Source organism: Pseudomonas sp. H1_D04 (genome assembly GCF_054683855.1).
On the sequence record NZ_CP162826.1, the window covers coordinates 6,080,390 to 6,104,780 of the forward strand.

Below are 24,391 nucleotides of genomic sequence, written 5' to 3' on the forward strand. Positions count from 1 at the left end.
AGAGCGGAACCACAAGCCGCCGTTACCGCGGGAATGGATATGTGCACCGAAAGATCGCTATCGGGGGCAAGCCCCCTCCCACATTTAAAGCGGTATACCCTCTTCACGAAACCACCTCCCCAATCACCGCAGTGTCCAACCACCACCGCGCCAGCCCGTGAACATTCGGTGCTTTGAGCAATGTGAAGTGATTCCCCACCCCATACCAAACCTCCAAAGAGCTGCCCTGCTTACGCCACCCCTCAATCATCCCCCCCTGCTCCCGCTGATTGCCCACCGCATCCAACGCCGGATCCTGCGCCAACACCAACCGCACCACCCCGCGATATCGCTGAGTCGGCCGATACTCCGTACGCAACGCCGCCGCATAAGTCCGGGCCGGTCCCGCCATCGCATCAACACTGGCACGGGCCGGCAACAACCCCACCCCAACCATTCCCCCATGCAGGCTCTGGCGCTGCGCCACTTCGTCGCCAACCGCGAAGGTTTCACGGTCAATCCCCAAGGGTTTCCCCGCCGCCAGCTGCATCGCCTCGATCAACCTCAACAACGCCGCCGTCGTCGTATAAGCCCGACCCGCACTACCCGGCGCTTCGCTGTCGATCACCGTCAACGACGCCACTTCCCGTCCAGCCGCCTGCAACCGCAGCGCCATCTCCAGTGCCACCCAGCCGCCAAACGAATGCCCGACCAGATGCACCGGCCCATGCGGGCACTCATGTTCCAGCGCGTGCAGATAACAGCGCGCTGCCGCTTCCACCTGGCTGTGGGGCACCGCCTCGCCATCCAACCCACGTGGCTGCAAGCCAAACAACGGCCAGTCCCGTCCAAGCGCTTCGCTCAGGCCCACAAACCCGGTGACGCTGTCCCCTGCCCCCGGCACGCAGAACACCGGCGCATACCCGGCCCGTCCGCTCTGGATCCGCAGCAAAGGTTGATGCGCCGTTTCCCTCACCGGTGAACACCCTGCCAATGCTTCTGTCATCGCCGCACCCAGCGCACGGATATGCGGCGCCTGCATCATGCTCTGGTGATCACCCGGCACTTCAACCTGACGCAACTGCCCAGGCGCCAGGGCGTCATCCCAACCCAGCGACACACTGCGCCGCGACAACTCGGTCGGCCGCTCTATAGCGCTGAACAGGTGCACAGGCACCGGCAGCGGAAACAAGCTGTAGTGCGCCAGCGCATGCCCATGCCCGACTTCGCGCTCGATAAAGCTCAAGAGGTCCGCATCCGCAGCCGCCGCCATTTGCGCGTATAGCAAACCTTGATCGCGACAGCGTTGCAGCACACCTGCAAAGTCCAACTGTCCAATCTGCGCGTCCAACTGTTCAATCCTTGCCAGCTCATCCACACCTCCCTGTGCGTTCCAATAGGCGCGGCACTGCAACAGCAAATGCCGCTTGAGCGCGTCTGGCCCGCTCCAACGCGCCTTGCCCTGGTCGGTCAGGCGCGGCACGTAGCTGTCGATCAAGCCAAGGAACGCCACCGGTTCATCCAGCCCCAGTAGCTGCATCGCCACTTCATAGGCCAGCACACCGCCAAATGACCAGCCGGCGATGCGATACGGCCCATGGGGCTGCAAGCCGCGAATCAGGCCCACCATGCGCGCCGCCAAGCCTTCCAGGGTGTTGAGGTGCGCCTCGCCGAGCGCCACACCCGGAAGGCCATAGATCGGGTAATCACCCGGTAAATGCTGGCCCAGCGCTGGGAAATACACGTCCATGCCGCTGAATTCATGCACCAGGAACAACGGCGCTTGCGAGCCGCTGCTGCGCACCGTAATCACCGAGCTGTCGCGCACCGGCTCAGCGGTGCGCTGGCGCAGCATGGTCGCCACCGACGCCACGCTGGCGTGCTGGAACAACTCGGCCAGGCTCACTGCCAGCCCCGCTTCGTCCATCAGGTTGACCAGGCGAATCGCCAACAGCGAATGCCCGCCCAGTTCAAAGAAGCTGTCATGCCGGCCCACCTGCTCCAGCTTCAGCACCTCGCCCCATAATTGCGCCAAGGTCTGTTCCAGGGCGTCGGTCGGTGCTTCGAAATCACGACTGACCAGCGCGTCCAGAGCCGGCACCGGCAAGGCTTTTCGGTCGACCTTGCCATTGGCAGTCAACGGCAAGCGGTCCAGCGGCACATAGGCCGATGGCAGCATGTAGTCTGGCAGTTGCCCTTGAAGATGGGCACGTACGTTGTCGATGCCTACCGGTTCGGCAGCCCAGGTGAAATACGCCACCAAGCGCTTATCCCCCGGCGCGTCTTCACGGGCCAACACGACCGCGTCCTGAATACCCACGCAGGTCATCAGGCGCGCTTCGATCTCTCCCAGCTCAATACGGAAACCACGGATTTTCACCTGATCGTCATTGCGCCCGATGCATTCGAGCAGGCCCTGCGCCGTCCAGCGGCCGAGGTCGCCAGTGCGGTACATCAAGGCGCCTGGGTTGAACGGATCCTGCACAAACTTTTCAGCGGTCAGTTCAGGACGGTTCAAGTACCCCTTGGCCACGCCGTCACCACCGATGCAGATTTCACCGGTCACGCCCTGGGGCACTGGCTGCAAGTGCGCATCCAGCACATAAATCTGGGTGTTGGAGATCGGTCGCCCCACCGGCACGCTGTCGGCGTCGTCGGCAAGTGCGCGCACTTCATAGGTGGTGGCGTAGGTGGTGGTTTCCGTTGGGCCGTAGCAATGCACCAGGCGCAACGTCGGCGCCTGGGCCAACAGGCTGCGGAACGCCGCTGGATCGGCACGCTCGCCGCCGCACAGCAGGATGCGCAAACCCGCCAACGCGTCGGGAATCAGTTGCACGTACTGGTTGAACAGCGCCGTGGTGACGAACAACACCGTCGCGCCCTTTAACGCCATGCCGAATGCCACAGGGTCGAGCAAGGTGGCGTGATCGATCACCTGCACTTGCCCGCCATTAAGCAGTGGCCCCCATACATCCATGGTGCTGGCGTCGAACGCCGGGTTGGAGGCGAAGACCACGCGGTCGCTGGCATTGAAATCGGCATAGCCGTTGTTGAGTACCAACCGCGTGATGCCCCGATGGGGCACCAGCACACCCTTGGGAACGCCGGTGGAGCCGGAGGTGTACATGATGTACGCCTCGCTGTCCGAAGACTGCGACAAATCTGGGTTATGGCTAGGTTGTGGATCGAGGGCCAGGGTGTCCACGTCCAGGCGTTGCGCCGCGTACTCGATCACCGCGTCGCTGTGGGTCAACAACCAGCGCGCACCGCTGTCCTGCACCATGAACGCCTGACGTTCGGCGGGCGCGTTGATGTCCAGCGGCACATAGGCGGCCGCGCACTTCAACACGGCCAGTTGGCCGACCAGCAGCGCGACAGAACGCGGCAGCAGGATCGGCACGTTGTCGCCAGGTTTTACGCCCAGTCCTAACAGGTAATGGGCCAGGCAATTGGCGCGGGTATTGAGCTCGCCGTAGCTCAGACGCTGCTCGCCATGCACCACGGCCAATGCGTCCGGACGCGCCTGGGCCTGGGCTTCGAACAGACGCTGCACGGTGTGTTCACGGGGGAAGTCGCGGGTGCTGGCATTGAACGCTAGCCGCAGTTGATGCTGTTCGGCGGCGGGCAGGATCGGCAAACGGCTGATGGCGATATCGCTACCCTGTTCCAGCGCCTGCACCAGTTGCTCCAGGGCCACATTCAGGTACTCACACAGGCGCCGGGCGCCCTGCCCCGAGGCTTTCAACGTGAAGCCATCGCCCAGGTCATCCACGCTCATCGACAGGCCGTAGTTGCTGTGTTCCTCGGCCTTGAGCAGCTCAATACCTTGCCATGCCTCGACGACTGCACCGGCCTGCGGCGCGCTGTGCCGATAGTTGAATAGCACACTGAACAGCGGCGTGGTCACCGGCACGCCGCTGCAACGCTGGGCCAATGCCAGCGGCGCGTGTTCATGGCTGAGCAGTTGGCTCAGCCGCGCATGGGTGGCGCGCGCGGCGTGGCGTACCGAGTGCTCGCCCAGGTCGACCCGCAACGGCAACGTATTGATGAACACGCCCATGGCCCGTTCGGCGCCTTCACCGCCTTGCAAGCGGCCAAGCATCACGGTGCCGAACACCACCTGCTCACGGCCGGACACCTTGCCCAGCACCTGGGCCCAGCCCAAGTGCATCAGGCTGGCGGCGCTGACGCCGGATTGGCGCGCCTGAGTGCGCAGGCGCTGGCTTAATTCGGGAGCAATCGTCAGACGGGCCTGCTCATCGATGCCCAGCTTGGCCACTTCCGTGGGCTCGTCGATCTGGCCGAGCATTTCGCGGAAAAACCCTTCGTGATCGTCTGCGCCCAAGCGCATCTGCGCCACATAGTTGCGATACGGCACAGGCGTTCCCAGGCGGTGTTGAGTGCCCAACAGAAACGCCTGCATCTCGTGTTGCAGGATCTCCAGGGCGATGTGGTCCATGACCAAGTGATGGAACAGCAAGGTGGCGACCACACGCGGGGTTTCTTCGCTGCACACCAGGCGCATCAACGGCGCTTGGGACAGGTCGAGGCGTTGCGGCAGCGGCGCGGTTTCAACCCGCAGCGACGCTTTGCGCCAGACCACCTGCACCGGTTCTTCCAGGCCGTCCCAGTGGAACGACGAACGCAGGATGTCGTGGCGCTCGATCACCGCCTGCAACGCCAAGGCAAACGCGTCCAGACGTTGGCGGCTGTCAAAGGCAAACTGCGCCTGCAACACATAGGCATCGCCTTCCTGCACGGCGCGGTGGTGATAGAGCATGCCGGCCTGCAACGGCGTCAGGGGGTAGATATCCTGCACATTCGCCGCACCGCCGGGGATGCAGGCGACGAGGCGGTCGATGGCGACTTGCTCCAGCGCGATCAGCGGCAACATGCCCGGCGTGATCGAGGTGCAACCGTCAACGATGCCATTGACCGGCACCGCCACTTCACGACCAGTGCCCAACGCCGCCGCCAGTGCCGACAAGGTTGGCTGACCGAACAGCACTTTTACGTCCGCCGACAAGCCAAGGCCGCGCATGCGCCCCATCAGGCTCACCGCCAGCAACGAATGCCCGCCCAGTTCGAAGAAGTTATCGTGACGGCCCACACGTTCCACCTTGAGCAACTCGGCCCACAGGCTTGCCAGGGCGATTTCCGTGTCGCCCTGAGGCGCTTCGTATTCGCGCACCACCACCGAATCCAGGCCCGGCGCGGGCAGCGCCTTGCGGTCGAGTTTGCCGTTGGGACTCAGGGGCAGTGCGTCGAGATGAACGAAGATCGCCGGCACCATGAATTCAGGCAAGTGATGCAGCAACTGACTGCGCAGCACGTCGATGTCGGTGAAGGCACCGGTGTAGTACGCCACCAGACGGTCTTCGCGGGCGATCACGGCAGCCTCGTTGACTGCTGGGCACTCGGTCAGGCGCGCCTGGATCTCGCCCAGTTCGATACGCAGGCCACGGATTTTCACCTGGTCGTCGTTGCGGCCCAGGTACTCAATATTTCCATCGGGCAAGTAGCGGCCGACGTCGCCGGTGCGGTACATGCGACCGCTGGTAAATGGATCTTGAAGAAAGCGTTCGGCGGTCAGTTCCGCACGGTTCAGGTACCCCCGCGCCACTTGCACGCCGCCGATAAACAGCTCGCCGACCACGCCCAGCGGCACCGGCTGCAACTGCGCGTCCAGCAGGTACATGCGGGTGTTGGCAATGGGCTTACCGATGGGCGTGTTGTCCGGCGTCACCGGGCCCGCGCAGTTCCATGCCGTCACGTCGACGGCCGCTTCGGTCGGGCCATACAGGTTGTACAGGCCGATCCCCGGCAACTGCGCCTTGAACCGGCGCACCAGGCTGCCCGGCAGCGCTTCGCCGCTGCACATCACCCGCACCAGCCCGGCCGCCTGGCTGACGTCGCCATGGGCCAGGAACACGTCGAGCATCGACGGCACAAAGTGCAACGTGGTGATGTGTTCGGCCTCGATCACCTCGCACAGGTACGCCGGATCTTTATGCCCGCCAGGACGGGCCATCACCAGGCAGGCGCCGGTGAACAGCGGCCAGAAGAATTCCCAGACCGACACATCAAAGCTGAACGGGGTTTTCTGCAAGACCCGGTCCTGGGCGGTGAGCCCATACTCGTCCTGCATCCACAGCAGGCGATTGACCACGCCGCCATGGTCGTTGATCACGCCCTTGGGCTGGCCAGTGGAGCCGGAGGTGTAGATCACATAGGCGCTCAGGCCCTGCACCGCGGGGTTATCCACGGATTGCGCGTGCCAGCTCGGTTGGTCCAGATCGACCACCGGCACCGCGCCCACCAGCGCACGAGTAGCGCCCTGGATCAGTACAACAGCGGGTGCGCTGTCGCTGAGCATGTAGGCGATGCGCTCCAGCGGGTAAGCCGGGTCCAGCGGCACATAAGCGGCGCCGGCCTTGAGGATCGCGTACAGGCCGATGACCATCTCCAGGCCGCGCTCCACGCAGATCGCCACCCGCGAATCCGGCTGGACACCCAGCGCCAGCAAGTGATGGGCGAGTTGGTTGGCCCGCGCGTTGAGCTCGGCGTACGTCAGTTGCTGTTCGCCAGCCTTGAGCGCAATCGCATGGGGCGTGCGGGCCACCTGGGCTTCAAACATGCCGTGCAAGGTCTGGTCGAGGTTGTAATCCACCTGGGTGGCGTTGAAATCGAACAGCACCTGCCGACGCTCGCCCTCGTCCAGCAGCGGCGCATGCTCCAACACCGCCTGGTCGTTATCGACCATGGCCTGCAACACGCGGGTGAAGTAGCCGACGTAACGCTGCATCGTCGCTTCATCGAACAGCGCCACAGCGTATTCCAGCGCGCCGATAATCGTGCCCTGCACTTCGCCGAGGTTCAGCGAGAGGTCGAACTTGGCAAAGTGGCTGTTCTCCACGATGCCTTCCAGGGCCAGGTCGCCCAGGGCCAGGATCGGCGCGCTGCTGTCCTGCCAGGCCAACAGGGTTTGGAACAATGGGCTGTGGGCCAGGCTGCGTACCGGCCGGGTGATTTCGACCACTTGCTCGAAGGGCAGGTCTTGATGGGCCTGGGCCGCCAAGGTCAGCGCCTTGACCCGCGCCAGCAGCGCTTCGGTAGTGGGCGCGCCCGAGGTGTCGATGCGCACCGCCAGGGTGTTGACGAACAGGCCGATGAGGCCTTCGACTTCAGTGCGCGTACGGTTGGCCACCGGCGAGCCGATCACCACATCTGCCTGCCCCGAGAGCCGCGCGAGCAAGGACGCCCAGGCGGTCATTACCGTCATGTACAGCGTGCTGCCGTGGCGTTGGCTCAAGGCCTTGAGCCCGGCGGTGAGGCGCTCGTCCAGACGGATCTCCACGCTGCTGCCGGCGTAGTCCTGCTGCGCCGGGCGCGGGCGGTCGGTGGGCAGGCTGAGCAACGCCGGCGCACCAGCCAGGGCCTGTTGCCAATAGCGGCTCTGGCGGTGAAGTACTTCGCCGCTGAGCCACAAGCGTTGCCACACGGCAAAGTCGCCGTATTGGATCGGCAGTGGCGGCAACGGGTCGGGCTGCCCATGGCTGAAGGCCTGGTACAGCGCCATCAGTTCGCGGGTGAGCACGCCCATGGACCAGCCATCGGAGACGATATGGTGCAGGGTCAGCAACAGCACATGGTGCTCGTCGGCCATCACCACCAGGCGCCCGCGCAGCAGCGGGCCGCGTTCGAGGTCGAACGGCGCCGACGCTTCGCCGTGGATCAACGCATCCAGCGCCTGTTGCGGTTGCGGGTGACGGCGCAAGTCCTGCACTTGCAGCGGCAGCACGTCGTCGGCCGCGACGATCAGCACCTGGGCGTCGTCACCGTGCTGGGCGAAGCGGCTGCGCAGGGTTTCGTGCCGCGCAACGATCCGAGCCAGCGCCCGTTGCAAGGCCTGCACATGCAGTTGCCCGCGCAGGCGCAAGCCGATGGGAATGTTGTAGGCCGTGTTGGCGCCTTCCATCAACGCCAGGAACCACAAGCGCTGCTGGGCGAACGACAGCGGCACCGGCTCATCGCGGTTGGCCGGCAGGATCGCCGGCAAGGTGCTGCGACCGGCCTGGGCCAGCACGTCGGCAACGGCGGCCAGTTCGGCATTGGCAAACAGGTCGCTGAGCAACAGCTCCACGCCCAGTCGTTGGCGCACCTGGGACACCATGCGCATGGCGAGCAGCGAGTGCCCGCCCAGTTCAAAGAAGTGGTCGTAACGGCCGACGCGTTCTACCTGCAAGACATCGGCCCAGATCTGCGCCAGGCTGCTTTCGATCTCGCCCTCGGGCGTCGCGTATTGGCGGGTAAACACCGCGGCCCTATCCGGCGCTGGCAGGGCCTTGCGGTCGAGTTTGCCGTTGGCGGTCAAGGGCAGCGCGTCAAGTTTCATGAAGGCGACCGGGACCATGTAGTCCGGCAGGTGCGCCACCAGATGGGCGCGGATATCGCCCACCGCCAATGAATCAAGTTGCGGGTTTTCGGTGTAGTACGCCACCAGCCGCTCGTCACGCACCAGCACCACCACTTCCTGCAAGCTCGGCAGTTGGTTGAGTTGGGTTTCGATTTCCCCCAGTTCGATGCGCACACCACGGATTTTCACCTGATCGTCATTGCGGCCCAGGTAATCGAGGTTGCCGTCGGGCAACCAGCGCACCAGGTCACCGGTGCGGTACATGCGTCCGACGTTGAACGGGTCGTCCAGGAAGCGTTCGGCGGTTAGTTGCGGACGGTTCAGGTAGCCGCGCGCCACGCCCTTGCCGCCCACATACAACTCACCCGCCACGCCCAGCGGCACCGGGCGTTGTTGCTCGTCCAGCACGTACACCGTGGCATTGGCGATGGGCTTGCCGATATGCAACGCCTGCCCCGCCTCGACCTTTCCGGAGGTGGCGACCACCGTGGCTTCGGTAGGGCCGTAGTTGTTGATCAGCTCAAACCGCTGCGCCCGCCCGAACTGCCGCAGGCGGTCGCCGCCGACCAGCAAGGTGCGCAGCGTCGGGTGCTCGATGTGCTGGCTGAAGGCGTACTCGGCCACCGGCGTCGGCAGGAAGCACACATCCAGCGGCTGCGCGCACCACCAGGCCAGCAACGCGTCGATGTCTTCGGGGCCGTCATGGGCCGGTGGCAGGTGCAGGGTCGCGCCGACACACAGCGCCGGCCACACTTCCCAGGCCATGGCATCAAAGCCGAACCCGGCGACGCTGGCGGTGTGGCGCCCGGCGCAGAGGTCGAAGGCGCGGCAATGCCAATCCACCAGGTTGGTGACGGTGTGGTGTTCCACCATCACGCCTTTGGGCAGGCCGGTGGAGCCGGAGGTGTAGATCACATAGGCGAGGTTCGCGGGAGTCACGGCGACGCTGGGATTGCTCGCCGCGTGGTGGTGCCAGGTATAGCGGTCCAGGTTGATCACCGGCACGTCCAGCTCGGGCAGGCGTTGGAGCAACGCGTGCTGAGTCAGCACCGCCACCGGGGCGCTGTCGCTGAGCAGGTAGGCGAGGCGCTCGGCCGGGTGGGACGGGTCCACCGGTACGTAGCAGGCGCCGGCTTTAAGGATCGCCAGCAACCCGGCCAGGGTGTCCAGTCCACGACGGGCGACGATGGCCACGCGGTCATCGGGTTTGACGCCCAGCGCCAGCAAGTGATGGGCCAGCAGGTTGGCTTGCCCGTTGAGCTCAGCGTAGGTCAGCGAGCGTTCAAGCTGCACCGCCGCGATGGCATGTGGCGTGAGAACGGCCTGGGCTTCGATACGCCCATGCAAGGTGGTGCCTTGGGGGAACTCGGCCTGGGTGGCGTTGAACTGTTCCAACAGCAACCGCTGCTCGACGGCGGGCACCACCGGCACTTGATTGAGCGCGGTGTCCGGCGCCTGCTCCAGGGCCGTCACCAGGTTTTCCAGGGCAGTTTGCAGGTAGGCGCAGACCCGCTGCGGGTCCACCTGGGTGCTGGCCAGCAGGCTCAGGCCAAAGCCTTCGCCCAGGTCATCGACGCTCAGGGTCAGTGGATAGTTGGTGCGTTCTTCAGCACTGAGGGCGGCGATGCCTTGCCACGCCGAGACGGCTTCGGCGCTGGCGGCGGGCGCGCTGTGGCGATAGTTGAGCAGCGCGCTGAACAACGGCGTCGGCGCGATCACCCCACTGCAGCGCTGGGCCAGGGCCAGTGCCGCATGCTCGTGGCGCAGCAGTGTGGTGAGTCGACCATGGGTGGCCTTGACCCCGGCGCGCACGTCCTGGCCGTCCACGTCCACGCGAAACGGCAAGGTGTTGATGAAGATGCCCAAGGCGCGGTCCGTGTCATGACTGCCTTGCATACGGCCCATCAACACCGTGCCGAACACCACCTGTTGCTTGCCGGCCAATGCTCCCAACACCTGCGCCCAGCCCAGGTGAAACAGGCTTGCCGCGCTTACCCCCAACTGCCGCGCCTGGGTGCGCAAGCGCTGGCTCAATAGCGCCGCCAAGGGCAGGCTGAGTTCGCTGATGCCCCGCGCATCGCCCTGCACATCCTGCAAGCCAAACGGCAAGGTCGGCTCGCTAATATCGCCAAGCATCTGGCGGAAGAAGCCTTCGTGTTCCTGCTCGCTGATGCCCAGCCGTGCCTGGGCTACATAGTTGCGAAACGGCACCGCCTGGCCCAACGCCGCGCCTTGCCCCAGCAGGCACGCCTGCATTTCATGGCACACCACTTCCAGGGCGCTATGGTCCAGGGCCATGTGGTGGAACAGCAAGGTGGCGACGATACGCCCATTGGCCGGGTCATCGGCACGCACCAAGCGCAGCAACGGCGCCTGGGTCACGTCGAGGCGATAGTGGCGCGCATCGAACAGGGCGTGCAGTTGGGCGGCGATCTCGCCATCCGCCGGGTCGAGTTGCAAGGCCTGCACCGGCAGGCGCGCCGTGCGCCACACCACTTGCGACGGCTGTTGCAGGCCATCCCAGACCACGCCGGTGCGCAGGATGTCATGGCGGTCCATCACCGCTTGCAGCGCCTGGGCGAACGCCTCGAAGCGCGCCAGGCTGTCGAACGCGAACTGAGATTGCATGACGTACGGGTCGCCCTGCTCGGCGCTGACATGGTGGAACAGGATGCCTTCCTGCAACGGTGCCAGCGGGTAGATGTCCTGGATATTCGCCACGCCGCCGTCGACGGTGGCGACGATGCGGTCGATCTCGTCCTGGCTGAGGCTGGACAACGTCAGCATGTCCGGTGTGATGTGCTGGGCGCCGGCCGGGATGCCATTGGCCGGTACGTCGACTTCACCGGCCTTGGTGGCGGAATACTCGCCGGCCTTAATCAGCTCGATCAGCGCCGGTTTGTGCTCGCGCAAGGCGGCAAGGATCGCCGGGTCACTCAACGCTTGCTTGTTGCCTTGCACCGACAACTGCTCGCCCTTGAGCGCCAGTTGAATGTCCTTGGTTTTCAGGGTTGCCAGCAGCTCTAAGAGGCTCACAGGACGATCTCCATTCGTTCGGTCATTGCGGCGTAGCCGGCCAGGGTCGGCTGTTCGAACAGCGCCCGGACGTCAGCTTCCATGCCTTCCTGGCGCAAGCGCCCGATCAAGCTCACGGCAAGCAGCGAGTGCCCGCCCAGTTCAAAGAAATTATCCTGGCGCCCGACCCGCTCCACGTTGAGCAACTCGGCCCACAGCTGCGCCAGCAGGATTTCGGTGTCGCCTTCCGGCGCTTCGTACTCACGCACGTTCAAGGCGTGCAAGCCGGGCGCTGGCAAAGCCTTGCGGTCGAGTTTGCCGTTGGGGCTCAAGGGCAGCGCGTCGAGGTGCACGAACAGCGCGGGCACCATAAAGTCCGGCAGGTGTTGCAGCAGGTGAGCGCGCAGTGCCTCGATCTCGGTTGGCGTACCGGTGTAGTAGGCGACGAGGCGATCTTCACGGGCGACCACCGCCGCTTCGCTGACCTGGGAGTGCTCAAGCAGACGCGCCTGGATTTCCCCCAGTTCGATACGCAGGCCACGGATCTTGACCTGGTCGTCATTGCGGCCCAGGTATTCGATAGTGCCGTCGGGCAAGTAGCGGCCAAGGTCGCCGGTGCGGTACATCCGACCCGCGTGGAACGGGTCGTCGAGAAAGCGCTCGGCAGTCAGCTCAGGGCGGTTCAGGTAACCCCGCGCCACTTGCACACCGCCGATAAACAGCTCGCCGACCACACCCAGCGGCACCGGCTGCAACTGCGCATCCAGCACGTACATGCGCGTATTGGCGATGGGCTTGCCGATGGGAGTGTTGTCCGGCACGTCGGGGCGTGCGCAGTTCCAGGCGGTCACGTCCACCGCCGCTTCAGTCGGGCCGTACAGGTTGTACAGGCCGATCCCCGGCAACTGCGCCTTGAAACGGCGCACCAGGCTGCCCGGCAGCGCTTCGCCGCTGCACATCACCCGCACCAGCCCAGCCGCCTGGCTCACATCGCCATGGGCCAGGAACACGTCGAGCATCGACGGCACAAAGTGCAACGTGGTGATGTGTTCGGCCTCGATCACCTCGCACAGGTATGCCGGGTCCTTATGCCCGCCGGGGCGCGCCATCACCAAGCGTGCGCCCGTGAACAGCGGCCAGAAGAATTCCCATACCGACACGTCGAAACTGAACGGGGTTTTCTGCAACACCGCGTCATCGGCCTTGAGGCCATAAGCGTCCTGCATCCACAGCAGCCGGTTGACCACCCCGGCGTGTTCGTTGATCACGCCTTTGGGCTGGCCAGTGGAGCCTGAGGTGTAGATCACGTAGGCCTGATGCCGGGCGGTCAGGCCCGGTACCTCGGGGTTGCTCAGCGGCTGATGCTGCCAGGTGTTCAGGTCCAGATTGAGCAGCGGCACGTCGCCCAGCAAGCCTACGGTGGCGTTCTGGGCCAGCACCACGACCGGCGCGCTGTCGTGCAGCATGTAGGCGATACGCTCCAGCGGGTACGCCGGGTCCAGCGGCACATAACCGCCACCGGCCTTGAGGATGGCGAACAGGCCGACGACCATGTCCAGGCCGCGCTCCAGGCAAATCCCCACCCGGGCATCCGGCTGTACACCCAGCGCGCGCAGATGATGGGCCAGGCGGTTGGCACGCTCGTTGAGTTGTTGGTAGGTAAGCTGCTGCTCGCCCGCCTTCACCGCGATGGCGTGCGGCGTGCGCTGAACTTGGGCTTCGAACATCCCGTGCAGGGTCTGGTCGAGGTTGTAGTTCACCTCCGTGGCGTTGAACGTCACCAGCAGCGTGTGTCGCTCCTCGGAACTCAGAATCGGCAGGCGATTGAGCGCCTGGTTCGGTGCCTGCTCCAGGGCCTCGACCAGCCCGGACAGGGCCACTTGCAGGTACCCGCAGACGCGTTGCGCATCGACCTGGGCCAACGCAGTCACGTCGTAGCCATCACCCAGGTCATCCACGTTCAAGGTCAGCGGGTAGTTGGTGCGCCCGTCGTTGACCAGGGTCTGCATACCTTCCCAGGCGTGTTGCGCCTCCTGGGAACGGGTGGCGCCGCCGCGATGGCGATAGTTGAGCATTGAGCTGAACAACGGCGCAGGTGCAGCCACCCCACTGCAACGCTGGGCCAGGGCCAGGGAAGCGTGCTCATGACCGAGCAAAGCGGTGAGCCGCGCATGCGTGGCGCGTACGGCGGAGCGTGCGCCCTGACCGTCGATATCCAGGCGCAGCGGCAACGTATTGATGAACACGCCCAGCGCACGGTCGGCCCCTTCACCGCCTTGCAGACGCCCCACCAACACAGTGCCGAACACCACACTCTGGCGCCCGGACGTGGCCGCCAGCACTTGGCCCCAGGCCAGGTGGAACAGGCTCGCGGTGCTCACACCCAGCAAACGGGCCTGGGCACGCAGGCGGCGGTTGAGGTCGCTGTCCAGGTGCAGGCGGTGCTCTTCGATGGCGTTACCGTCGCCGCGCACGTTTTGCAGGCCGAATGGCAGGGTTGGCTCGTCGACATCGCCGAGCAGGGTGCGGAAGAACGTTTCATGCTCCTGCTCACTCACCCCCAAGCGCGCCTGGGCCACGTAGTTGCGGTACGGCATCGGTGCAGCGGTCGGCGCCGGATGGCCCAGCAGATAACCCTGCATTTCCCGCAGCACCACGTCAAAGGCGGTGTGGTCGAGGGCGATATGGTGATAGAGCAGCACCACAACCACACGCTGGTTGGCCGGATCGTCGGCGTAGGCCAGGCGAATCAACGGCGCTTGGCTGATGTCCAGGCGGTAGCGGCGTGCATCAAAACGTTGATGCAGGCCGGCCAGTACATCGCCTTCAAGCTGCAGCTGTTCAAGGGGCAACCGGGCCTTGCGCCACACCACTTGCAGCGGTTGCACCAGCCCTTCCCACACCACGCCGGTACGCAGGATGTCGTGGCGGTCGATCACCTGTTGCAGCGCCTGGGCAAAGGCGTGCAGGCGCTCGACACTGTCGAACGCCAGGTGCGATTGCAGCAGATACGGGTCGCCCTGCTCGGCGGTGAGGTAGTGGTAGAGAATGCCTTCCTGCAACGGCGCCAACGGGTAGATGTCCTGCACATTGGCTGCGCCACCGGGCACCTGGGCCACCACTTGATCAAGGGTGGATTGGTCGAGTTCCACCAGCGACAACAGGTCCGGGGTCAGGCGCTGGCAGTCGACCGGGATGCGGTTGGCGGGCACCTGCACTTCGCGCCCACTGCCCACCGCTGCCGCCAGCGCGGCCAGGGTCGGCTGGCTGAACAGCACGCGCACATCGGCGCTGAGGCCGACCTGGCGCATGCGTTCGATCAGGCTGACCGCCAGCAACGAATGGCCGCCCAGCTCAAAGAAATGATCGTGGCGACCCACCTGCTCAACCTGCAACACCTCAGCCCAGATCGCGGCCAGGGTGGTTTCCACTTCACCCTGAGGCGCTTCGTAGTCACGGGTCAGCAACGCGGCCTGATCCGGTGCCGGCAAGGCACCGCGGTCGAGTTTGCCGTTAGCGGTCAGGGGCAGCGCGTCGAGTTTGACGTAGGCCACCGGCACCAAAGCCTCCGGTAACTGCGCCTGCAGTTGCTCGCGCAGGCTTTCAATCAGCAGCGGCTGTTGCTCGGTGAACCAGGCGATCAAGCGGCCTTCGCGCACCAGCACCACCGCGTCGCCGACGCCTTGCAGTGCCGCCAGGCGGCTTTCGATTTCGCCCAGTTCAACGCGCACGCCACGGATTTTTACCTGGTCATCGTTGCGTCCCAGGTACTCGATATTGCCATCGGGCAACCAGCGCACCAGGTCGCCGGTGCGGTACATGCGCCCGTCATTGAACGGGTCTTGCAGAAAGCGTTCAGCGCTCAAGTCCGGGCGATTGAGGTAACCCCGCGCCACGCCGCTGCCGCCCACATAGAGTTCACCGGCCACCCCCACCGGCACCGGACGCAACTGCGCGTCCAGCACGTAGACGCTGGCATTGGCGATAGGTCGGCCGATATGCAGCACCTGCCCGGCACGTACGCGGCCGGAGGTGGCGACCACGGTGGCTTCGGTGGGGCCGTAGTTGTTGATCACCGCAAAGCGTCGCTCCTGGCTGAACTGGCGCAGGCGGTCGCCGCCGATCAGCAGGATGCGCAAGGTGGGGTGCTGCAAGTCCTGGCTGAACGCGTATTCGGCCACCGGCGTGGGCAGAAAGCTCACGTCCAAGGGCTGCGCCAGCCACCAGGCGAGCAGTTCGTCGATGTTTTCGTTGCCCACATCCTCCGGTGGCAGGTGCAGGGTGGCGCCCACGCACAGCGCTGGCCATACCTCCCAGGCCATCGCATCAAAGCCAAAGCCGGCCACGCTGCTGGTGTGGCTGACGGCGTGCAGGCCAAAGGCTTCACAGTGCCAATGCACCAGGTTTTCCACGGTGCGGTGTTCCACCATCACGCCCTTGGGCTGGCCGGTGGAGCCCGAGGTGTAGATCACATAGGCCAGGTGGGCCGGTGTCAGGGCGGCGAGTTGCGGATTGCTGACGGGGTGGTGCCAGGTTGCGTGCACGTCGATGCTGGTGACCGCGCCCAGCAAGTCGCGGGTGCTCGCTTCGGCCAGCACCGCTACCGGTGCGCTGTCCTGCAATAAGTAAGCAATGCGCTCGGCGGGATACGCCGGGTCAATCGGCACATAACCGGCGCCGGCCTTGAGAATCCCCAGCAACCCCACCAGCATCTGCGGCCCACGACGGCAGCACAGGGCGACGCGGTCGTCCGGCTGCACACCCTGTGCGATCAGGTGATGGGCCAACTGGTTGGCACGTTGGTTGAGCTGCTGATACGTCAGCGACTCGCCGTCCTGCACCACGGCTATGGCGTGAGGTTGGCGGTCGGCCTGGATTTCAAAGGAACCCTGCACGGTGTGGCCGCTCGGGAAATCCTCAGCCGTGGCGTTGAACTCGCGCAGCAGGGTTTCGCGTTCGCTGGCGGGGAGAATAGGCAACTGATTGAGCGGGGTTTGCGCAGTGTTTTCCAGGCTATCGACCAAGTGTTCAACGGCATTGGCCATGTACTCGCACAGGCGCTGGGCGCCGATGCGGGGCAAGGCCAGCACGGTCAGGCCGAAGCCTTCGCCCAGATCGTCGACGCTCAGGGTCAGCGGGTAGTTGCTGCGCTCTTCACCGCCCAGCAACTGCACACCTTCCCAAATTCCTTGGCCGTCGCGGGCCATGGCGCCGGGATGGCTGTGACGGTAGTTGAGCAACGCGCTGAACAGCGGCGTGGAGGCCGCCACCCCACTGCAACGCTGAGCCAGGGCAAGGGACGCGTGTTCATGGCCGAGCAACGCGCTCAACCGTGCATGGGTGGCCTTGACGGCGGCGACCGCGCTGACTGCGGTGTCCACCCGCAGCGGCAAGGTGTTGATGAACATCCCCAAGGCCCGATCCGCACCGTCGCCGGCCTGCATACGGCCCATCAATACGGTGCCGAACACCACGTCGTCACGCCCACAGACCAGCCCCAGCACCTGGGCCCAAGCCAAGTGCATCAGGCTTGCCGCGCTCACGCCCAGGCGCCGCGCCTGTTCACGTACGCGTTGGGCCAGCGCCATGGTCAGGGCCTGTTCGGCCTCTTCGATATCACGGCCGTCGCCCTGCACGTCCTGCACGCCGAAGGGCAAGGTGGGCTCATTGATGTCGGCAAGCATTTCGCGGAAGAACCGCTCATGCTCGTCGACGCTCACACCCAGGCGCGCCTGGGCCACGTAGTTGCGAAATGGCGCGGCCGCCGGCAAGTCCTGGCCGTGGTTGAACAGGAACGCACCCATCTCGTGACCGACCACGTCCATGGCGGTGTGGTCCAGCGCCAAGTGGTGGAACAGCAGGATAGCTGCCACATGCCCGTTCACTGGATCCTGGGCGTAAACCATGCGCAACAGCGGCGCCTGGGTGATATCCAGGCGGTAATGCCGCGCATCGAAACGGGCGTGCAGCTGTTCGAGGATGTCGCCCTCGGCGGGATCAAGGTTCACCTCCTGCACCACCAGGTGCGCCTCACGCCAGACCACCTGCACCGGGCTGTCCAGGCCTTCCCAGACCACGCCGGTACGCAAGATGTCGTGACGGGCGGCGACCCGTTGCAACGCGCCCATAAAACCGTGCAACCGCTCAAGGCTGTCGAAGGCCATGCGTGATTGCAGCAGATACGGGTCGCCCTGCTCGGCGCTGATGTGGTGGTACAGGATGCCTTCCTGCAAGGGCGCCAGCGGGTAGATGTCCTGCACGTTTGCCGCGCCGCCGGGGACGTTGGCGATGATGCGGTCGATGGCGCTTTGGTCGAGTTGCACCAGGGTCAGCATCGCTGGCGTGATGTGGGTGCAGCCCGAGGGAATGCCATTGGCCGGCACCACAACCTCCCGACCACTGCCCACCGCCGCCGCCAGCGCCGCCAGGCTCGGCTGGTTGAACAGCACCCGCACATCCGCGCTCAGGCCCGCCTGACGCATGCGTTCGATCAGGCTGACCGCCAGCAGCGAGTGCCCGCCCAGCTCAAAGAAATGGTCATGCCGGCCCACACGGTCGAGCTTGAGCAGGTCCTGCCAGATCTGCGCCAGCAGGCTTTCCACCTCGCCTTCCGGCGCTTCATAACCACGGCTGAGCAGCGCGCCTGCATCCGGCACCGGTAGGCCTTTGCGGTCCAGCTTGCCGTTGGCGGTGAGCGGCATCAGCGCCAGCCAGACATAGGCCGACGGCACCATGTAATCCGGCAACTGACCTTGCAGATGGGCGCGCAGCGCTTCGATTGGCAGCGGCGCGGCGGCGGTGTAGTACGCCACCAGACGCTTGTCGCCGGGTTCGTCTTCGCGCACCAGCACCACTGCGTCGTTCACGCCAGCGAAGGCTCCCAGGCAGGCTTCGATTTCACCCGGCTCGATGCGGAACCCGCGAATCTTCACTTGCAGGTCATTGCGTCCCTGGTACAGCAAGGTGCCGTCGGCCTGCCAGCACGCCAGATCGCCCGTGCGGTACAGAACGCCCTCGCCAAACGGGTTCGGGATAAATTTTTCGGCGGTCAGTTGCGGCTGGTTCAAGTACCCCTTGGCCACGCCCGCGCCACCGATATACAGCTCGCCGACCGCGCCCAATGGCAACAGTTGCTGGCGCACATCCAGCACATAGGCCTGGGCATTCGCCATCGGCCGGCCAATCGGAATACCGCCCTCGCCCAGGTGGGTAATTTCATGGGTGGTGGAGAACGTAGTGGCCTCCGTCGGCCCATAGCCATTGAGCAAGTGCCGGGGCTTGCCGTGCTTGAGCACGCGGCCGATCACGTGCGGGTCGAGCACATCGCCGCCGACGATCAGATAACGCAACTGCGGGAACACCGGCAGCAGCGCATCGGCGTACTGGTGGAACAACCCGGCGGTCATCCACAACACGCTGACGGATTGCTCCTGCAACAGCGCGGCAAACGCGGCCTGGGACAACAGCACTGCCTGTTCGACCACCACCACGCAGCCGCCATTGAGCAACGGCGCCCACACGTCGAGGGTGCTGGCGTCGAACGCCGGGTTGGAAGCGAAGGCCACGCGGTCCTGAGGGTTGAACTCGGCGTAGCCGTTATTGAGCACCAGGCGCGAGATCGCGCGGTGTGGTACCTGCACGCCCTTGGGCGCCCCCGTGGAACCGGAGGTGTAGAGGATGTACGCCACGCTGTGGGAGGAAAGTACCAAGTCGAGGTTGCGCGGGGACAGCGCGTCCAGATTCAGCTCGGCCAGGGAGTTGAGCACCCGCTTCGCGCCACTGTCCTGCACGATAAACGCCTGGCGTTCCAGCGGCGCATTCACGTCCAGGGGCACGTACACGGCGCCACACTTGAGGATCGCCAGTTGGCAGATCAGCAGATCGAGGGAGCGCGGCAACGCAATCGCCACGCTTTCCCCCGGTTGCACGCCCTGGTTGATCAGGTGATGGGCCAGACGGTTGGCGCGGCGATTGAGATCGCGATAGCTCAAGGATAACTGGCCTTGCACCGCCGCCACGGCTTCGGGACGCGCCAGGGCCTGGGCTTCGAACAGTTGGTGCACGGTCAGTTGCGATGGGTAATCGCGGGCAGTGGCGTTGAATTCCACCAGCAGTTGGTTGCGCTCGGCAGGCGGCACAATCGATACGCCTTGCACTGGCGTGGTCGGCGCTTGTTGCAACGCGGTCACCAGATGGCGCAAGGCCGTGAGCATGTAGTCGCCGACACGCTGCACGTCCAGCGTGGCTACGCCTTGCACGGTCAGCGCGAAGCCTGTGCCCAGGTCATCGACGTTGAGCACCAGCGGGTAGTTGCTGCGCTCCTCGGAGCTCAGGATCTGGATGCCGGACGCCGCAAACGGGCTGTCTCCCGGCGCTTCATCCGGCGCGCTGTGGCGGTAGTTGAGCAGCGTGCTGAACAACGGCAATGAGCCCGGCACCCCGCTGCAACGCTGGGCCAGGGACAGCGACGCGTGCTCATGCCCGAGCAACTGCGCCAGGCGCGCGTGGGTGGCGCGCACGGCGGCTTGTACGCCGACTGCGCCGACGCTGACCCGCAGCGGCAAGGTGTTGATAAACATCCCCAGGGCGCGGTCGGCACCCTCGCCGCCCTGCATACGGCCCAATAGCACGGTGCCGAACACCACGTCCTGCTGACCGGAGACTTGCCCCAGCACATGCGCCCAGGCCAGGTGCACCAGGCTCGCGGTGCTCACGCCCAATTGCCGCGCCTGTTCGCGCAGGCCCAGGCTCAGGGCCGGTTCCAACGGCAGGTGCGCCTCGACAATGCCGCTGCCGTCGCCGTGCACATCCTGCAAGCCGAAGGCCAGGGTCGGCTCATCGATATCACCCAGCATCTCGCTGAAGAACGCTTCATGCTGGGCCTGGCTCACCCCCAGCCGCGCCTGGGCCACGTAGGTGCGGTACTGCACCGCGTCAGGCAGTTGCGCGCTGCGCCCGGACAGGCTGGCGCTCATCTCCTGCACCAGCACGTGCAGGGCGGTGTGGTCGAGCAGGATATGGTGCAGCAGCAGGATGCCGACGAAGCCGCCCGGCGCTTCGGCGTAGGCCAGGCGCATCAACGAGGCGCGGGACAGATCGAGGCGGTAGTGGCGTGGGTCGAAACGCTGTTGCAGGTGGGCCAGGGCATCCACGCCTGGGGTTTCGACCCGCTCAACGGCCAACGGCGCCTGGCGGCAGACCACTTGCACCGGTTCGTCCAGGCCTTCCCAGAGGATCGCGGTGCGCAGGATGTCATTGCGTTCGATCACGCTGTGCAGCGCCTGGATAAACGCGTCCAACGCCGCTTGATCGTTGAAACCCAACTGCACCTGCAACACGTAGGGATCTCCGTCGGTGGTTGCCAGGTGGTGATACAGGATGCCGGCCTGCAACGGCGCGAGGCCGTAGATGTCCTGCACATTGCCGATGCCGCCGGGCACCTGTTGCAGGATGTGGTCGATGGCGGCCTGTTCGAGTTCGATCAGCGGCAGCATGTCCGGGGTGATGACGGGGCTGTCTGCGTGGATCTGGTTGACCGGCACCCGCACTTCCCGTTGCCCGCCCACCGCCGCGGCGAGTGCGGCAAGAGTGGGTTGGCCGAACAACACGCGCACATCGGCGCTGAGGTCGACCTGGCGCATACGCTCAATCAGCTTGACCGCCAGCAGGGAATGACCGCCCAGTTCGAAGAAGTTGTCGTCGCGCCCAATGCGTTCAAGTTTGAGCAGGTCTTGCCAGAGGGTCGCGATGGCTACTTCAACGGTGCCGCGTGGAGCCTCGTAATCACGTCGGGCCAACGCGTCGGCATCCGGCGCGGGCAAGGCCTTGCGGTCGAGTTTGCCGTTGGGGGTCAGCGGGAAGGTGTCCAGCAACACGAAGGCGCTGGGCACCATATGGTCAGCCAGGCTCAGCCGTAAATGATCACGCAGCATCGCGACGTTGATGTCGCCTTCGGCGATCACATAGGCCACCAGGCGCTGGTCACCGGGCGTGTCTTCACGGGCGATGACTACGGCGTCGCGCACACCTTGAGCGGTGGCGAGGCGCGCCTGGATTTCGCCCAACTCGATACGGAAACCACGGATTTTTACCTGGTCGTCATTACGTCCCAGGTATTCCACGCTGCCATCGGCCAACAGGCGGCCGAGGTCGCCGGTTTTGTAGAGGCGCTGGCCGGTGGTTGGGTTCGTCAGGAAGCGCTCGGCGGTTAATTCGGCGCGGTTCAGATACCCCCGCGCCACACCGGCACCACCGACGTACAACTCGCCGACCACGCCCAATGGCAGCGGCTCGCGCTGTGCGTCCAGCACATACAGTTGCAGGTCGGGAATGCGCACGCCAATCGGACTCACGCCCACCAACTGCGCATCCGCCGCGTGCAGCGCTCGATAAGTCACGTGCACGGTGGTTTCGGTGATGCCGTACATGTTCACCAGTTGGGTGCCGGCATTGATCGCCCGGGCGTACCACGGCTTGAGCATGCCCGGCTCCAGGGCTTCGCCGCCGAAAATCACTTGGCGCAGCGAGTGGGCCTGGGGGCTGTTGCCCTGGGCCGCAATCAACTGGCGGAAGGCGCTTGGCGTTTGGTTGAGGATGCTCACGCCCGCTTCGCACAACAGCGTGTAGCACTCGTCCGGCGAGCGGCTGACCAATTGCGGCACGATCAGCAACTGGCCGCCGTGCATCAACGCGCCCCAGATTTCCCACACGGAGAAGTCGAACGCAAAGGAATGAAACAGTGCCCACACATCGGTGTGGTCGAAGCCGAACCACTGCTCAGTGGCGCTGAACAGTCGCGCCACCTGGCGGTGTTCGATCATCACGCCCTTGGGCTGGCCGGTGGAGCCGGAGGTGTAGATCACATAGGCCAGGTGCTGCGGGCTGACCGCAACGTGCGGGTTGATCAGGGATTCACCGCGCAGGCCATTGAGGTCGATCTGCGCCAGTTCGCCCACCAAGTGACGGGTGTTGGCCTGCACCAGCACCGCCAGCGGTTGGCTGTCGTGCAGGGTGTAGGCGATGCGTTCCAGCGGATACGCCGGGTCGATCGGCACATACCCCGCGCCGGCCTTGAGGATGCCCAGCAGCCCGATGATCATTTCCGGGCCGCGCTCCACGCAGATCGCCACGCGGTCATCGGGGCGCACGCCCTGGGCCAGCAGGCGATGGGCAACCTGGTTAGCGCGTTCGTTGAGTTGACGATAGGTGAGGCGTTGCTGCTCGAAACGCAGTGCGATGGCGTCGGGATGGGCCGCGGCGTGGGCTTCGACGTGCTGGTGGATCAGGGCGGTGTCGGCGTAAGCGCAGGGGGTGTGATTGAGATGGTGCAGCAGGTGATGACGCTCGTTCTCAGGCAGGATGTTCAGGCCGCTCAGCGGCATCTCCGGTCGCTGTTCAAGGGCGTCGGCCAGGCTGTGGAGCGCTGTGTGCAGGTAGCTCGCCACCCGAGTTGCGCCAATGGACGCGTCCACCATCACCGTCAGCGCGAAGCCTTCGCCCAGGTCATCCACATTCACCGTCAGCGGATAGTTAGTGCGCTCCTCGGCACCCAGCACCTGGATGCCCTCGGCCACCTCGATCACCTCGGCCATATCCGTCGCAGCACTGTGGCGATAGTTGAGCATCGCACTGAACAGCGGCGTCGGCGCGGCGACCCCGCTGCAACGCTGGGCCAGCGCGAGGGATGCATGCTCGTGATTGAGCAATGTGGTGAGCCGCTCATGGGTGGCCTTGACCCCGGCGCGCACGCTCTGCTCGCCCACATCCACCCGCAACGGCAAGGTATTGATGAACATCCCCAACGCCCGCTCACCGCCCTCGCCCGCCCCCATGCGGCCGAGCATCACGGTACCGAACACCACGGCTTCACGGCCCGAGACCACGCCCAATACCCGGGCCAGCGCCACGTGCATCATGCTTGCCACGCTGACGCCCAAGGGCCGCGCGAGGCTGCGCAGGCGGCGGCTCAGATCAGCGTCGACAGGCATGCGCGCCTCGTCGATCCCCTGGCCATCGCCCTGCACATCCTGCAAGCCAAACGGCAGGGTCGGCTCATCAATGTCCCCCAGCATCTCGCGGAAAAACCCTTCATGGGCCTGCTCGCTGACGCCATGGCGCACCTGGGCGATATAGCTGCGAAACGCCACCGGCTCAGCGGCCTGGGCTTGCTGGCCGGCCAGGTACAACTGGATCTCGTGGCGCACCACATCCAGCGCGGTGTGGTCGAGGATGGTGTGGTGGAACAGCAACATCGCCGCTACCCGCTGATTGCCTGGGTCGTCGGCAAACACCAGGCGCAGCAGCGGCGCCTGACCCAAGTCCATCCGGTAAGTCCGGGCGTCGTAGCGGGCGATCAGTTGAGCCAGGGCATCGCCACCGCTGAAATGCGCTTCCTCACACGCCAGCGTCGCCTTGCGCCACACCACTTGCAGCGGCTCGTCCAAGCGCTCCCAGACCATGGACGTGCGCAAAATATCGTGACGGTCGATCACCCATTGCAGCGCCTCGGCAAAAGCATGCAGGCGCGCGCGGCTGTCGAACACAAACTGCGCATGCAGCACGTAAGGATCGCCTTGCCCGGCCGAGAGGTGGTGATACAGCATGCCCTCCTGCAACGGTGCCAACGGGTAGATATCCTGCACATTCGCCACACCACCGGGGATGGCCGCGACGATACGGTCGATGGCCGTCTGCTCAAGGCTCACCAACGGCAACATCTCAGGCGTGATGCGGTAAGCCGGGCTCAGCCAATCACCGCCATGCTCAGCCACCAGCGCCAGCAGTCGGGGCTTGTGAGCGATCAACTGATCCCACAGCCGGTCATCCAACGCCTCATCGTCACCGAGGATGATCAGATCGCCCTCTTCCAGTTGCAGACGGATCGCATGAGTGGAAATCGCTGCCAATAATTCGCTGAACTGCATGGGGGTAACCTGCCTGGTAAGTCACGGTGGAGGAGAAAGTCCGTTTTCAGCTGCCGTT

The 24,391-nt window shown here is 65.0% G+C and carries 2 protein-coding genes; both read right to left on the minus strand.

The genetic code is table 11. The features are described from left to right. Window positions 1-103 precede the first annotated feature (103 nt). Window positions 104-11,431, minus strand: a complete 11,328-nt coding sequence (locus AB4N82_RS28190) for a non-ribosomal peptide synthetase (protein WP_122763623.1) — start codon at window positions 11,429-11,431, stop codon at window positions 104-106. Further along, complete coding sequence (locus AB4N82_RS28195) at window positions 11,428-24,333, minus strand: non-ribosomal peptide synthetase (RefSeq protein ID WP_122763624.1); 12,906 nt, start codon at window positions 24,331-24,333, stop codon at window positions 11,428-11,430. The genes AB4N82_RS28190 and AB4N82_RS28195 overlap by 4 nt, the downstream gene beginning before the upstream one ends. Window positions 24,334-24,391 lie beyond the last annotated feature (58 nt).